Source organism: Amycolatopsis sp. NPDC054798, assembly GCF_053611505.1.
This window is the reverse complement of the sequence record NZ_JBSHAM010000008.1, coordinates 1-13,433: the sequence shown is the minus strand read 5'-3', so window position 1 is coordinate 13,433 and position 13,433 is coordinate 1. Positions and strand designations below refer to the sequence as shown.

Annotated in this window: 13 protein-coding genes; 7 read left to right on the top strand and 6 right to left on the bottom strand. The window is 67.8% G+C overall.

Annotation, left to right across the window (positions count from 1 at the left end; translation table 11 throughout):
* Positions 1–99 precede the first annotated feature (99 nt).
* The 3 genes from ACWGIC_RS07195 (at position 100) to ACWGIC_RS07185 (ending at position 3,973) form a co-directional block, all read left to right on the top strand.
* Entirely contained in the window at positions 100–2,907 is a 2,808-nt protein-coding gene (locus ACWGIC_RS07195; protein WP_452075146.1) for an ATP-binding protein, read from the top strand.
* 140 nt (positions 2,908–3,047) lie between these two features.
* Positions 3,048–3,608, top strand: coding sequence for a hypothetical protein (locus tag ACWGIC_RS07190; RefSeq protein WP_452075145.1), 561 nt, complete (start codon positions 3,048–3,050; stop codon positions 3,606–3,608).
* A gap of 44 nt (positions 3,609–3,652) precedes the next feature.
* Positions 3,653–3,973: an antibiotic biosynthesis monooxygenase family protein gene (locus tag ACWGIC_RS07185; RefSeq protein ID WP_452075003.1), complete on the top strand. Its 321-nt coding sequence runs from the start codon at positions 3,653–3,655 to the stop codon at positions 3,971–3,973.
* 49 nt (positions 3,974–4,022) lie between these two features.
* Here the strand turns inward: ACWGIC_RS07185 and ACWGIC_RS07180 are convergent, their stop codons facing one another.
* The 4 genes from ACWGIC_RS07180 to ACWGIC_RS07165 all read right to left on the bottom strand — a co-directional run bounded on the left by ACWGIC_RS07180 (position 4,023) and on the right by ACWGIC_RS07165 (position 7,666).
* On the bottom strand, positions 4,023–4,736 hold the full coding sequence (locus ACWGIC_RS07180) for a G1 family glutamic endopeptidase (RefSeq protein ID WP_452075002.1): 714 nt from the start codon (positions 4,734–4,736) through the stop codon (positions 4,023–4,025).
* 201 nt (positions 4,737–4,937) lie between these two features.
* A complete protein-coding gene (locus tag ACWGIC_RS07175; RefSeq protein ID WP_452075001.1) occupies positions 4,938–5,993 on the bottom strand; it encodes an ABC transporter substrate-binding protein in 1,056 nt (351 codons plus the stop codon).
* Position 5,994: 1 nt separating this feature from the next.
* Entirely contained in the window at positions 5,995–6,873 is an 879-nt protein-coding gene (locus ACWGIC_RS07170) for an ABC transporter permease (protein WP_182893716.1), read from the bottom strand.
* Positions 6,863–7,666: an ABC transporter ATP-binding protein gene (locus tag ACWGIC_RS07165; RefSeq protein WP_452075000.1), complete on the bottom strand. Its 804-nt coding sequence runs from the start codon at positions 7,664–7,666 to the stop codon at positions 6,863–6,865. The genes ACWGIC_RS07170 and ACWGIC_RS07165 overlap by 11 nt, the downstream gene beginning before the upstream one ends.
* A 184-nt stretch (positions 7,667–7,850) precedes the next feature.
* Between ACWGIC_RS07165 and ACWGIC_RS07160 the strand changes: the two genes are divergently transcribed.
* Positions 7,851–9,440, top strand: coding sequence for a sensor histidine kinase (locus ACWGIC_RS07160; protein ID WP_452075144.1), 1,590 nt, complete (start codon positions 7,851–7,853; stop codon positions 9,438–9,440).
* Positions 9,437–10,093 (top strand): response regulator, encoded by a 657-nt coding sequence (locus tag ACWGIC_RS07155; RefSeq protein ID WP_452074999.1) that lies wholly within the window; start codon positions 9,437–9,439, stop codon positions 10,091–10,093. Before ACWGIC_RS07160 ends, ACWGIC_RS07155 begins: the two co-directional genes overlap by 4 nt.
* A 44-nt stretch (positions 10,094–10,137) precedes the next feature.
* On the opposite strand, the gene ACWGIC_RS07150 is transcribed toward ACWGIC_RS07155, so the two are convergent.
* The gene (locus tag ACWGIC_RS07150; RefSeq protein ID WP_452074998.1) at positions 10,138–10,794 is read right to left on the bottom strand and encodes a hypothetical protein; all 657 of its coding nucleotides are present in this window, start codon (positions 10,792–10,794) and stop codon (positions 10,138–10,140) included.
* Between the two features lie 121 nt (positions 10,795–10,915).
* Entirely contained in the window at positions 10,916–11,752 is an 837-nt protein-coding gene (locus tag ACWGIC_RS07145) for an SDR family NAD(P)-dependent oxidoreductase (RefSeq protein WP_452074997.1), read from the bottom strand.
* A 66-nt stretch (positions 11,753–11,818) separates the two neighbouring features.
* Between ACWGIC_RS07145 and ACWGIC_RS07140 the strand changes: the two genes are divergently transcribed.
* Both ACWGIC_RS07140 and ACWGIC_RS07135 read left to right on the top strand, forming a co-directional pair.
* Positions 11,819–12,568 carry a trypsin-like serine peptidase gene (locus ACWGIC_RS07140; protein WP_452074996.1) on the top strand — a complete coding sequence of 250 codons (750 nt, stop codon included), beginning with the start codon at positions 11,819–11,821 and terminating at the stop codon, positions 12,566–12,568.
* A 13-nt stretch (positions 12,569–12,581) separates the two neighbouring features.
* The gene (locus tag ACWGIC_RS07135) at positions 12,582–12,803 is read left to right on the top strand and encodes an RNA-binding S4 domain-containing protein (RefSeq protein ID WP_452074995.1); all 222 of its coding nucleotides are present in this window, start codon (positions 12,582–12,584) and stop codon (positions 12,801–12,803) included.
* Positions 12,804–13,433 lie beyond the last annotated feature (630 nt).

Below are 13,433 nucleotides of genomic sequence, written 5' to 3'. Positions count from 1 at the left end.
GGAGCGTGCCCGCGGTCCCGCCGAGAGTCGGTTTACCCCGCCCCGCGCACTGCTTAAGCTCCGGGCGAAACGGACAAGATGCTCGCTGGGGAGGTCGTGATGTGGCCGGCCGTTCCGACGTTGGTTTCCGTGCGTCCGCGTCCGGCGGCTTTCGCCGGGCGCGACCGCGAACTCGCCGCCGTCGCTGAAGTTCTCGGACACCGGCCCGCCGCGGTGCTGGTCGAGGGCGCTCCCGGAATGGGCAAAACCCGGCTGCTCGCCGAACTCGCCGTCCGGCCGGAGTTTTCCCGGATCCGGGTGCTGCGCGGCGCGTGCCCCCAGCTGGCCGAGCCCTTTCTCTACGGCCCGGTGCTGGACGCGTTGCGCTCCGCCGGGGACCGGCTCGGACCGCTGAGCCCGGTCGCCGGTGCGCTGCAACCGCTTCTGCCGGAACTGGCCGGCGTTCTGCCGCCCGCGCCGGAACCGCTGCCGGACGCCAGCGCCGAGCGGCATCGGGTGTTCCGCGCGTTCCGGGAACTGCTGATCGCCTGCGGCCCGACCGTCCTGCTCATCGACGATCTGCATCGCGCCGACCCGGGAACCGGTGACCTGCTGCGGTTTCTCGCTGTCGACTGGCCGCCGGAACTCGGGGTCGTCGCCACCTGCTGCACTGGAAACGCCAGTGTCCGCACGGCTCCCGAGGTACACAGCGCGCGGGTCACGCTCGGGCCGCTGGACTCCGCGGCGATAGCGGCGATGGCTTGCGATCTCCTGGATGTGCCGCGGATCAACGCCGAGTTCGCCGCGAAGCTGCACGAGTACACCGCGGGAATTCCCTTTGTCGCCGAGGAAACTCTTCGTGCGCTGCGTGGCTCCGAACTGACCGATTCGGCGTTGGACCGGCTGGAAGTTCCTGCCGCGCTTCAGGAATCGGTGTCCAAGCAGCTGTCCGCGCTGCCGAAATCCGCGATGCAGCTGGCAAAAGCCGCAGCGGTGCTCGGCCTTCCCGCCGAACCGGCGGTGCTGAACAAGCTGGCCGGATTGGCCGAGGACGCGATCGTGCTGCCCGGCGGGCTGTTGGACGAAGTCGACGACAACCGCTACGGCTTCCGGCATCCGTTCGCTCGCAAGGCGGTGTACGATGGTCTCAGCGCGTCTGAGCGAAAGCTGTTGCACACCAAGGCAATGCACCTGCCAGATCAACCGCTTTCGTTGCTCGCCGCGCACGCACACGCCGCCGGACGCGTCGAGGAATGGCGGCAGTACGCGGAAGAAGCGGCCGACGAAGCGATCGCACACGGCGACACCGCACGCGCGATCGACTTGCTGCAGGCGATCGTCGCGAAGGCCGACGAGGACGCGGTCGGCCGGTTGGCGAAGAAACTCAGCGACGTCTCGCTGCGCGTCTTCCGGCCGGATGTCCACCTGACGCTGGAAAAGGTGCTCGAAGACCGACCGCTGCCGCCAGCCGTGCACGGGACGATCCGGCTCGCGCTGGGCATGCTGCTGGTCCGCGTCGCCGGACGGTTGGAGCAGGGCCGCGCGGCGGTGGAACGCGCCGTCGCCGAACTGTCGGATCGGCCGGAACTGGTCGCGCGCGGGATCAACCTGCTCGCGCTGCCGTTCGACGGGCTCACCCCGCTGTCCTGGCACGAGCAGTGGATGCGCCGCGCCCGGGAAGTCCACGCCGGACTGACTGATCCCGAACTGCGGCTGGCGCTCACCGGCGACCGGATCGCGACCGCCTCGCACATCGGCGACGGTTCGGCGTGGGAGGAATTCCAGGCGATGCCGGACACCGCGCCGAGCGTCGCCGAACGCGTGCAACTGGCCCGGCTGTGGTGCAACCTCGCCGACGCGCAGTCGTGGTCCGGCCACCTCGACCGAACAGAACAGCTGGTCGCCGAGGGGCTGCGCCGAGCTTCCGAAGCCGGCGCGCTGTACCCGAAGGGGCTGATCGAAGGCACCGAGGTGCGGCTCGCGTGGTTCCGCGGCAAGTGGGACGGCCTGGCCGAGGCGACCGAAGACGTCCGCGTCCGGCACCCGGCGCTGGGCGCGATCGTCATGGAAACGTCGCTGGTGCTGGGCGGGCTGGCCGCGGTGCGCGGTGAGTTCGCCGCGGCCCGAAGACACTTGGCCGACGCCTCGGCGCTCCGTCCCGGCGAAGGCCCAATCCCCGTTGTGTTGTGCGCGGCTTCGGTGTTGATCGGCGTGCATCTGTCGACCGGCGACGTCACCGCAGCCTGCGAAGTCGCCGATATCGCTGTCGACGCCGCACGCCGCAAAGGCGTGTGGGTCTGGGCAGCCTCGCTCGTCCCAGCCGCCGCGGAGGCGTACACGCACGCAGACCGTTGGCACGACGCCGACGCTTTTGTCGAAGAATTCGCGCGCGGCATCGAAGACCGCGACGCACCTCTCGCCGGCGCAGCCCTGCACGCCGGCCGCGCCGTCCTGACAAACGCCCGCGCGAAGCATCTAGTCGCCGCGACGCTTTTCGACACGGCCGCCGACGCGTACGCAGAACTGCCGATGCCGTACCTCGCCGCAGGCATGCGCGAACGAGCGGCACGCTGTCGTCTCGAAGCTGGACAAAGCGGTGCGACAGCTGCCCTCAGCGAGGCCGCAGCTGCGTACGTACAGCTAGGCGCCACGCGTGACGCTGGCCGCTGTCATCACGTGCTTCGCGAACACGGCGCCTGGGCACCGTCCCAACGCGGCCGTCGAGGCTACGGTCGCGAGCTGTCACCGCGAGAGCGCGAAGTCGCCGAAATGCTCGCGATGGGCCGAACGAACCGTCAGATCGCCGACGGCCTGTTCCTGTCTCCACGCACGGTGGAGCAACACGTGGCGAAGGTGCTTCGCAAGCTCGGGGCGCGAAGCCGCACTGACGTCGCGAGGAAGCTGCCGTCTGCTGAAATCGCGCAATAACGGGCACCGCGTCCTACCGTGTGCAGGTGGCTGACGAACGAGTGCCTGCCTGGCGGCGGGCGACCAAAGGCGAGACCCGCTGGCCCGCGGCGGCCGTCGTCGTCGGGACCCTCGCCCTGCAGCTCGCGCTCCCCGACGAGATGGTCCTGCACCCGTGGTGGCTGCTGCCGTCGCTGACCGCCGTGCTGATCGTCGCGCTGCTGTTGCTGAACCCCGGTCGGCTCAGCGAGTTCAACATCGTCGAGCGCATGGTCGCGCTCGCCGCGCTCGCCGTGGTCAGCGTCCTCAACGGCGCGTCCGCGGTGCAGCTGGTGATCGGGATCGCACAGGGCACGCAGCGCGGGCACGCGGTGCAGGTGCTGATCAGCGGCGTGGTCATCTACTGGACCAACATCGTCGTCTTCTCGCTCTGGTACTGGGAGTTCGACCGCGGCGGCCCGGCACGTCGCGCGGCGGGCCGGGCCGACTTCCCCGACCTGCAGTTCCCGCAGATGAGCGACCCGTCGATGGCCAAGGCCGAATGGGAACCGCGCTATCTGGACTACCTCTACACCTCGTTCACGAACGCCACCGCGTTCAGCCCGACCGACGTCATGCCGCTGCGGATCTGGGCGAAAATGACCATGATGGTCCAGGCCGGGATCTCGCTGCTGCTCGCGCTGATGGTGTTCGCCTGGGCGGTCAACGGCCTGCAAGGCTGAAACCCACTGGCCCCGCCCGGCGTCCGCGGGGTATATCTCCGGCCATGGAGCTTCCCGAACCGCCCTACTACGCGGTGATCTTCACGTCCCGCCGCACCGACGGCGACCGCGGCTACGCCGAACGTGCCGCCTACATGTCCGAACTCGCCGCCAAACAGCCCGGCTGCCTCGGCCAGAACTCCGTCCGCGACGAGTCCGGGCTCGGCATCACCGTGTCGTACTGGAAGGACGAGGACTCCATCGCCGCGTGGCGCACCAACCTGGAGCACACCGAAACCCGCCGCCAGGGCCGCGCCGAGTGGTACACGGAATTCGACGTCCAGGTCTCCCGCGTCGAACGCGCCTACCGCTTCGAACGTCCGTGAAGGGAACCCTGAGGGAATCTGATTCCCTCAGGGTTCCCCTCACGACCCGCTACTGCCGGTTCATCGAGAAGCTCTGACCGTCCGAACCGATCGCGCCGGGGACCCACGTCGCGCTGCCGCCGTCGTCGGCGTTGAGGCCCTGCGGGCTCGTGTCGGCGAGATTCTTGCCGTCGAACTTCACCCCGTCGAACTTCACGCCGCCGCTGATCGACGGGTACGAATCGGTCGGCGATTCGATGATCGCCTCGGCCGACGAGTGCTTCGCGTTCAGCGACTGCGTGGTCGTTTTCGTCCAGCCCTGCGTGTCGTTCTTCAGGTCGAGTTTGTAGCTGTTGTTGCTGCGCGTAACGGTCGCGGTGATGTGGTCGCCCGCCTTCACCGGCGCTTCGCTCTCCGAGTAGTACACCGGGGCGGCCGGGTACATTTCGTACCACGCCTGGTATTTCGGGCTGCCGCTGGAACAATCGGTCGCGACGCCGGTCTGCTCCACAGAGGACGATCCGTCGCCGTCGATGCCCACCCACGGCGCGAACAGGTCGTTGCTGGAATTGCAGGTCGCCGACGGTTCGGTCCAGCCGGCGGTCGCGGTGGTGAAACTCCCGAAACTGACGTAACCGCCCCAGTTTCCGCCGGAGTAGTGGTTCCCGTGGAAATGGCTGCCGAACGTGACGGGCCCGGCTCCCGCGCCGGCGACGAGGGTCGCGGCCGCGAACGCGCCGACCGCCAGCAATCCGAGGGGACGCGGGAAAGATCGTGAACTCATGGGCATCCAATCTGGTCACACGGGAGTGCCTGCGCGTACCAGTGTTGATTTGGGAATGCCGGAATTGGTAGCTACTTTCGAAGGGTCTTCACATCTCGGGAAATCTTGACCAAATGTCCGGATTTTTCCTATGTGTACACGGAAGTCCGTGCCCGCCCGCCAGGGAGGCGGCGGGCCGGCACGGACTCCTTCCGAAGTGGACTACCGAGCCGTACGGGCGTGCGCGGCGTCCACGAACTGGGTGGTGTAGGTCTTGGACAGATCGATCCTGTCCTTTTTGGGCTTCACGTTGCTGGAAGACGCGCCCAGCACCTTCAGCACGTTCTGCGCGCCGGACGGGTCCATCCGGCCGTCCTTGGTGAACATCGGCAGACTGTCCTTGAGCGACTTGACGTACAACGCCTTGTCACCGCCCGCGAACGACGGCGGCATCAGATCCGCCACCTCTTCCGCACTGTGCGTGGAAAGCCACTGCAGCGAATTCACATACGCGTTGGTGAGTTTCTGCACGACGTCCGGATAGCGCTTCACGATTTCGCAGCTCATGTACAGCGAACTCGCCGGATACAGCCCGCCCAACGCCGCGCGCGTGCCCTCCGGCGTGCGCATGTCGTAGAGCACCTTGGCCTGTCCGGTGTTGGTCAGCTGCGCGATGGTCGGGTCAGTCGTCATGCCGGCGTCGATCGAACCTTGTTGCATGGCAGAGATAAACGTCTGTCCCGCGCCGACCTTCACCGGCGTGTAGTCCTTGCTGCCGACACCGCCGCGGCTGGCGAGCGCCTTGGTGAGGAAGTCCGTCGACGAGCCAAGCGAAGTGACGCCGAGGTTCTTTCCGCGGAAGTCCGCACCGGACTTGATGTGACCGGCTTTGGCAGTCGCGACCATTTCCGCTTCGCCGGGCACGTTCGCGAACTGCACCACGCTCGTGATGCATTGGTCCTTGGCCTGCAGGTCGATCGTGTGGTCGTAGAACCCGACCACGCCCTGCACTTCGCCAGCCAGCAGCGAGGTTTCCGCGTTGGCCCCGGACGGCTGGTCGAACAGTTCGACGTCCAGCCCCTGCTTCTGGTACTCGCCCAGCTGTTTCGCGAGCTGCCCCGGCAGATAGATCACTTTGGACAGTCCGCCGACCATGATCTTGATGTGCGGCCGCCCGCCGTTGCCGAGGTCGATCTCCCGGGAGTCCCGGCAGGCGCTCACCCCGGCCACGGTCACGAGCGCGGCCGCCGCGACCGCGAGTGTCCTTTTGAGCCGCATGTCAGATGTCCCGCCGTCCGTCGTCGGCTGACATCTGCGGACGCCAGCGCAGCAGTTTGCGCTCCGCCGACCCGATCAGCCATTCCGCGAACAACGCCACGACCATGATGACCAGCATCCCGGCGTAGACCCCGGCGGTGTCGAACGTGCCCTGTGCGTTGGCGATCAGGAAGCCCATGCCAGCCTTGGCACCGGTGTACTCGCCGACGACCGCGCCGATCAACGCGAACCCGAAAGCAACGTGCAGCGACGAAAGGATCCACGACGTCGCGCTGGGCAGCACGATCGACTGCAGCACCTGCCACCGCGTCGCACCGAGGATGCGGGCGTTGTCGATCAGGTTGCGATCCACCTCGCGAGCACCGGTGAACGCGTTGAAGAACACCGCGAAGAACACGAGCACGAACACCGTCGCGACCTTCGAGGACAGCCCGAGACCAAACCAGATCACAAACAGCGCGGCGAGCACGATACGCGGCATTGCGTTGGCGGCCTTGATAAACGGGGCGAGCACTTCGGCGAGATACGCGCTGCGGCCAAGAATGACCCCGCAGATCACGCCAGCGACCGCACCGAGCACGAAGCCGATCACGGCCTCCTCGACCGTCACCAGGATCTGGTACCAGATGGTCCCGAAGTCGGTTCCGGTCGTGAACCACTCGGTGAGCCGTTCCCAGATCTTCGACGGCATCGAGTAGAAGAACGGGTCGATCCAGAACCGTCCGGCGATTTCCCACAACCCGAGCCAGGCCACGAGAATCGCCAGGCGCAGCAGCCAGACGTTGCGCTTGTGCCGTCCGGCGGAGCGCTTCGCGCGGGAGAGAATGTCTTGTTCGGTTTCGAAGACCGGCGTCGGCGCGGTCTGAGTCTCAAGCGACACCGGTCGCTCCCTTCTTGCGGGCCTTGTCGACCTCGCCGCGCAGCGATTCCCAGATGTCGGAGTAGATCTTGCGGAATTCCTCGGTGAGCCGCAGGTCTTCCACCTTGCGCGGACGCTCCAGCGGAATCTCGAAGACGTCCTTGACCGTCGCCGGACTGGTCGTCAGCACGACCACCTTGTCCGCCAACGCGATCGCCTCGTCGAGGTCGTGCGTCACGAAGATGACCGCGGCACCGGTGCCGGACCACAGGCGCAGCAGTTCGTCCTGCATCAGCGCGCGCGTCTGGACGTCGAGCGCGGAGAACGGCTCGTCCATCAGCAGGATTTTCGGTTCAGTGACCAGCGTCTGCGCGAGCGCGACCCGCTTGCGCATCCCGCCGGAAAGCTGGTGCGGGTAGTACTTCTCGAACCCCGCCAGGCCAACTCGCCCGATCCAGTCGGCCGCCTTCTTCCGTGCGTCCTCTTTGGACGCCCCGCGGAACCGCGGCCCGGACGCGACGTTGTCCAGCACCGAACGCCACGGCATCACCGCGTCGGTCTGGAACATGTAGCCGACGCCGTCCGGAATCGACTTCACGTCGGAGCCGTGCACGACGACCCGCCCCGCCGACGGCGGCTGCAACCCGGAGACCAGGGACAACGTGGTGGATTTGCCGCATCCGGTCGGCCCGACCACGGCGACGAACTCCCCCGGTTCGACGGTCATGGTCAGCTCGCGGACAGCGGTGTGGACAGAACCTGATCCGCTCGGGAACCTTTTGGTGGCGCCGATCAGTTCGATGAGTGGGGCCATCGAGGTGACTCCTTCGTCACGGTGGGGACTCGCTCGAGGCAGGTTAAGAGCGGGTTTCGCGGTGGAGAAGCTTGTCGACGTTCTGCGTGCGCTCTGCGCGTTCTCCACGTTTTGCTCGTTTAGCGCACAGCGCTGAGCTGGGGGTATGTTCCCTGGCATGCCGAAGTGGGCGCTCTTTCCGCGGATGCGGTTCACCCGTCAGGTGCTGCTGTTGCAGATCGGCGTGGTGGTCCTCGTCGTGGGCCTCGGCGTCGCACTGGTCAGCTCGCTCCTGCGCACGACGCTGTCCGAGCAGTACGGCGAGCGCGCGTTGGCGATCGCGAAATCGGTGGCCTCCGACCCGGTGGTCGTCGCGGGCGCGGCCGCCCGGCAACGAGGCGGACCGCTCGAAGAACGCGTGCAAGCAGTCACCAAGGCGACCGACGTGTTGTTCGTGGTCATCACCGACGATCACGCGATCCGGCTCGCGCACCCGACCCCGCACGAGATCGGCAAGCGCGTAAGCACGTCGGCGGAAGAAGCTCTCGCTGGCAAGGACGTCGTCAGTGCCGTTCAGCTGGGCACGTTAGGCGTGTCGGTGCGCAGCAAGACCCCGATCTGGCAAGGCTCGCGAGTCGTCGGGGAGGTGAGCGTCGGTTTCGACATCACCGAACTGACCGGCGACTTCAACAACCTCCTGGCCCTGACCCTCGTCTTCGGCGGCGGTGCACTGGCACTCGGCGCGGGTGCGTCCGCCCTGCTCAACCGCCGCCTCCGCCGGGTAACCCACGGCCTGGAACCCCACGAACTCACCGAACTTCTCTACGAGCACGAAGCCGTCCTGCACGGCATCGGCGAAGGCGTACTGGCCGTCGACGCGGAACGCCGGGTGACCGTCCGCAACGACGAAGCCGAACGCCTCCTCGGCACCCCACTCCCCGTCGGCGCACCGCTGGAGAACCTGGACCTTTCCCCGCGAGTGCACAAAGCCGTCGCCGAAGGACGACCAGTGGACAACCTCCTGGCAGTAGCCGGAAACCGAGTCCTGGTGATCAATTCCCGTTCCGTGCAAAGAGATGAACGCTCCCTCGGCACCGTGCTGACCTTCCGCGACCGCACCGACCTCGACACTCTCACCCGCGAACTCGACGGCATCCGCTCGCTGTCCGACGGCCTGCGCGCACAACGGCACGAGTTCGCGAACCGTCTGCACACCTTGTCCGGCCTGCTGCAGCTGGGCCACCACGCCGAAGCCGAGGAATACCTGCAAACCCTCACCGAAACCACAGCCTCGCGCGCGGAACCGCTCGACGACCGGATCACCGACCCGTACCTGCAAGCCTTGCTGGTCGCGAAAACCGAGCAGGCCCAGGAAAAAGGCATGGAACTGCGACTCGCCGACGACGCTTGGGTCCCCGCCGCAGTAACCGATCCGATCGCCGCGGGCACCGTAATCGGCAACCTGGTGGACAACGCCCTGCATGCCGCTCGCATGGGTCCACGCCGCCCAGCGTGGGTCGAGGTCGGCTTGCTGGCCGATGGCTCCACTTTGCACGTGTCTGTTGTAGACAGTGGTCCAGGAATCGATGCCGCTTTACGGGACAGGCTGTTCGACGAAGGAGTGTCCACAAAGCTCAGTCCAGGTCACGGTCTCGGGCTGGCCTTGGCCCGCCAAGCCGCCCGGGCCCGTGACGGCGACGTCTGGCTCGCCGATCCCGGCGGCGCGACGACCGGCGCGTTGTTCGTCGCCAAACTTCCCGGCCTGCTGGAACGACCCGAGGAGACCGACGCATGATCCGCACCCTGATCGTGGACGACGATTTCCGCGTCGCCGGCGTGCACGCGGGATTTGTGTCGGAGGTACCGGGATTCACCGTCGCCGGGGTCGCGCACACCGCCGCCGAAGCCCGCGCCCGCGTGCGGGAACTGGCCCCGGACCTGGTGCTGCTGGACGTCTACCTGCCAGACGAGCCCGGACTTTCCGTGCTGCCAGACCTGAAAACGGACACCATCGTGCTGTCCGCCGCCACCGACGCCGCGTCGATTTCCGCCGCGATCCGCGCGGGCGCGCTGAACTACCTGATCAAACCGTTCACCACGCGGCAATTGTCGGAACGGCTCACGTCGTACGCCCGGTATCGCAGCCTGGTCGCCACCGAACGTCCGCTGTCCCAGGACGAGGTGGACCGTGCCTTCCGCGCCCTGCACGACCAAGACCGCGCAGCGACGCCCAAGGGCCAGTCCAGTGCGACGGCGCGTCTGGTGTCAGAGCGGTTGCGCGGTTCGCCGACGCCGCTCTCGGCCGCCGAAGTGGCCCGCGAACTCGGCATGGCCCGCGCTACGGCGCAGCGCTATCTGACTGCGCTGGCAGAGTCCGGAGCAGTGGAAATGCGGCTTCGCTACGGCGCGACCGGACGGCCCGAACACGAATACGCCTGGATCGGCTGACCCGAAGCTCGACAGCTGGGATCGGCTGCCCCGGCGAGCCGCGGTCAGTGCCCGGTAGCCATCCGCTGCGCCGCGTCCAGCCACGGCTTCCAGTCGAGGAACGGGTCGATTCCCGCCCGTGCCGGAGCTTTGCTCGGAGTGGACGTCTCGAGGTCCGACCGCGGATCGGCCTGTTCGGTGGCCGCCGGGGCAGTCGTCTCGCGCGGCGTGGTCGAGCGGACCGGATTGTGCCGCCGCACCGGGGTTTGCCGCGAGGGCACCGGGACGTACACCGTGACCGGCGGCGCGGTCTGCGTCACCGGCGGCGCGATCGTCGCCCGGACCGGGATCTGCTGCTCCGCGATCGGGGTGTGCTGTTCGGCCTGCGCGACGGCGTCGTCCGCGGGCTGGCCGGGGAGCACCCCGGTGAAGAAGCCCCCGGCGAGCCAGCCGAGTCCGACCAGGACCACCGCCAGCCCGGCGCCGACCCACACCCGGGCCCGCCGCCGCGACGCCACCGCGCGCGGGCGTTCCTCGGCGGGCGCGCACCCGGCGATCACCGGGATCTGCTGGGTCGATTCGCAGCTGGTCTCCGGGGCCGCCTCGTCTGCCGGCCGCTGCTCGCGCGGCAGGCTCGCGGCGATGATGCCGGTGCGGTCGACCAGTTCCCCGGAGGCGCGGTCAGCGGGCGCGGCCAATCGGCGCTCGGCAAGGCGCAGCATCGAGGGCTACCTCCGGGGTGCGGACACACGAGTGGACTGGCAGCATTCTGCGGCATTTTCGCCAGGTTCGGCGAAAATGCAACTCCATCGAGTGATCAAGAATGCGGACAGTCGCGGCGCGTTATCCGTTCCGCTCGACGCGTTTGAGCCCCTGGCGCGCCAAAACCGCGAGCGGACGCTGGTAGGCCGAACCGAGCACGCGCGGGATCGCGTCGATCACGTACGCGTCCGGTCCGATGAGGATCCGCGCGGACCGCCGCCGCACGCCGCGCAGGATCGTCTCGGCCGCTTTCTTCGGTGTGGTAAGGGCGATTTTCTCGAATCCGGCCGCCGCCTCGGCTTGATCGCCGCCCGCTCCGCCGCGCGCGTTGCGGACGATGTTGGTCTTGATCCCGCCCGGGTGCACGCAGCTGACGCCGACCGGATGCCGCGCCGCGAGCATTTCTTCGCGCAGGGACTCGGTGAATCCGCGAACGGCGAACTTCGCCGCGTTGTAGGCACTCTGCGTAGGCACTCCGACGAATCCGAACACGCTGGAGATATTGACGACGTGACCGTCGCCGGAGTCGATCAGGTGCGGCAGGAATGCCTTCGTGCCGTTCACGACACCGCCGAGGTTGACGCCCATCAGCCAGTCGAAGTCCTCGAACGTCATGTCCTCGACGGTCGCACCGAGCGCCACCCCGGCGTTGTTGACGACAAGGTTGACCCGGCCGTGCTCCCGCACCACGTCTTCGGCGTGGGCAAGCACCGCGGCCCGGTCCGCGACATCGAGGGAATGGCCGCGCACCTTGGCACCGCGTTCGCGGGCTTCGCGCACGGTGCCGTCGAGGCCTTCGGCGTCGACATCGGACAGTTCGAGGAGCGCGCCGTGCAACGCGAGTTCGAGTGCCAGCGCCCGGCCGATGCCCGAGCCCGCTCCGGTGATCACTGCGACTTTGTTCGAGAAGTCCTTCATCGTCTCCCCACCCTGGTCTCACCGCTTCTTCTGATACTAGTGACGAGAACCAGTACAGGAGGTGGCATGCGGCGCACGGTGATCGGGCTGTTCGCACTAATGAGTGCGAGCGGGACCATCGTGGCGTGCGCAGAGCACGCAGCGGAACCGGCGGTCGCCTCGTCGACCCCGGCGAAGCCGATCCAGGCGTCCATCGGCGCGTTGTTCGTCGACGGCTCGCATTACTGCACCGCGAGCGTCGTGCACAGCCCGCGCGGGGACGAACTGCTCACCGCCGCGCACTGCATCCACGACGGCGAAGGCGGCGGCTACCTGGCCAACGTCACCTTCGCCCCGGGTTTCCACGACGGCATCGCGCCGTACGGGTACTGGCAGGTCGGGGACGAACTGGTCGCGCAGGGATGGATCGATTCGTCTGATCCGAACCTCGATGTCGGTTTCGCGACCGCGCGCCAGGAAGGCTCTCCCGAACCCCTCGAAGCCGTGACCGGAGCCAACCAGCTGGGCACGAACGGTCCCTTCGCACGCCCGGTGACCGTCGCCGGCTACCCGGACGGCGTGGACGAGGTAGCCACCTGCGAAACCCACACCGAACAGCAGGACGAACACCAGATGCGGCTCAACTGCCCCGGTTTCGCGACCGGCACGAGCGGCAGCCCGCTGGTAGCGGATCCCTCGCCGGACACGAAAACGGGCACCGTGGTCGGCGTGATCGGCGGCTACGAGGGGGGCGGGTACACCGAGGACGTGTCGTACTCGAGCTATTTCGACGACCAGATCACCGAGCTGTACAACCGGGCGACAACGACGCCGTGACATGATGCGGCCCATGAGCACGCGCGACGTCCCGATCACCGGAGAACCGATCCGGCTGGGCCAATTCCTGAAACTGGCCGACCTCGCGGACAACGGCTCGCACGCGAAAGACCTGATCGACGCGGAAGAAGTCACGGTGAACGGCGAGGTCGAAACCCGCCGAGGCCGCCAGCTGGCAGACGGCGACGTCGTCGCGGTCGGCGGCGAGGAAGCCCGCGTCTCCCTGACGCAGTAGCCCTTGGCACAGAGTGCGTCAGGGCTCTTTTACGGACTCTGATTCCCTCAAGGTGCCCCCTCGCGGACCTGGACTCCGGAGGGCACGCTCCGCGTGCAAGGGCTCCCCTCACGACCTTCGTGCGCTCTGCTGCCGCGACGCACCCAATGCGGCGTTCGGTGCGTCGCATGCACCCAATGCCACATTGGGGCGCTTGCCCCGCCCGACCGACGCGACGCCAACGCACCCCGCTCACCAAGGGCACTCGCGCCCACCCACTTCACCGCGGCCCCCGCACCCCCCTAGACCGCCGCCCACGCACCTCGCTCGCCCAGGACACCCGTCCCCACCTACTTCACCGCGACCCGCGCGCCCCGCTCACCCGCCCCACGCGCTCGCCGCAGCCCACTCCCCGCAGCCCGCGCACCCCACTCACCCAGGTGCCCACTCCCCGCACCACCCACTCACCGCCGCCCGCACACCCCACCGGCAGCCGCGAACCAAACCCACCCAGGCACCCACTCCCCGCGCACCCCTGCTCACCGCCGCCCGCACACCCGGCCGAATCCAGGCGCCCAGACCCGGCCCTGCACCCCGATACGAAGCCAAAAACGCGGGCGGCGGGTGCTTGTCAAGGCATCTTTCCCGCCT

Excerpts from the sequence above, each read along its gene's own strand:
- ACWGIC_RS07135 (WP_452074995.1), top strand. The coding sequence starts at position 12,582 with ATGAGCACGCGCGACGTCCCGATCACCGGAGAACCGATCCGGCTGGGC.
- ACWGIC_RS07160 (WP_452075144.1), top strand. The coding sequence starts at position 7,851 with ATGCGGTTCACCCGTCAGGTGCTGCTGTTGCAGATCGGCGTGGTGGTC.
- ACWGIC_RS07195 (WP_452075146.1), top strand. The coding sequence starts at position 100 with ATGTGGCCGGCCGTTCCGACGTTGGTTTCCGTGCGTCCGCGTCCGGCG.
- ACWGIC_RS07180 (WP_452075002.1), bottom strand. The coding sequence starts at position 4,736 with ATGAGTTCACGATCTTTCCCGCGTCCCCTCGGATTGCTGGCGGTCGGC.
- ACWGIC_RS07155 (WP_452074999.1), top strand. The coding sequence starts at position 9,437 with ATGATCCGCACCCTGATCGTGGACGACGATTTCCGCGTCGCCGGCGTG.
- ACWGIC_RS07185 (WP_452075003.1), top strand. The coding sequence starts at position 3,653 with ATGGAGCTTCCCGAACCGCCCTACTACGCGGTGATCTTCACGTCCCGC.
- ACWGIC_RS07145 (WP_452074997.1), bottom strand. The coding sequence starts at position 11,752 with ATGAAGGACTTCTCGAACAAAGTCGCAGTGATCACCGGAGCGGGCTCG.
- ACWGIC_RS07165 (WP_452075000.1), bottom strand. The coding sequence starts at position 7,666 with ATGGCCCCACTCATCGAACTGATCGGCGCCACCAAAAGGTTCCCGAGC.
- ACWGIC_RS07190 (WP_452075145.1), top strand. The coding sequence starts at position 3,048 with ATGGTCCTGCACCCGTGGTGGCTGCTGCCGTCGCTGACCGCCGTGCTG.
- ACWGIC_RS07175 (WP_452075001.1), bottom strand. The coding sequence starts at position 5,993 with ATGCGGCTCAAAAGGACACTCGCGGTCGCGGCGGCCGCGCTCGTGACC.
- ACWGIC_RS07140 (WP_452074996.1), top strand. The coding sequence starts at position 11,819 with ATGCGGCGCACGGTGATCGGGCTGTTCGCACTAATGAGTGCGAGCGGG.
- ACWGIC_RS07150 (WP_452074998.1), bottom strand. The coding sequence starts at position 10,794 with ATGCTGCGCCTTGCCGAGCGCCGATTGGCCGCGCCCGCTGACCGCGCC.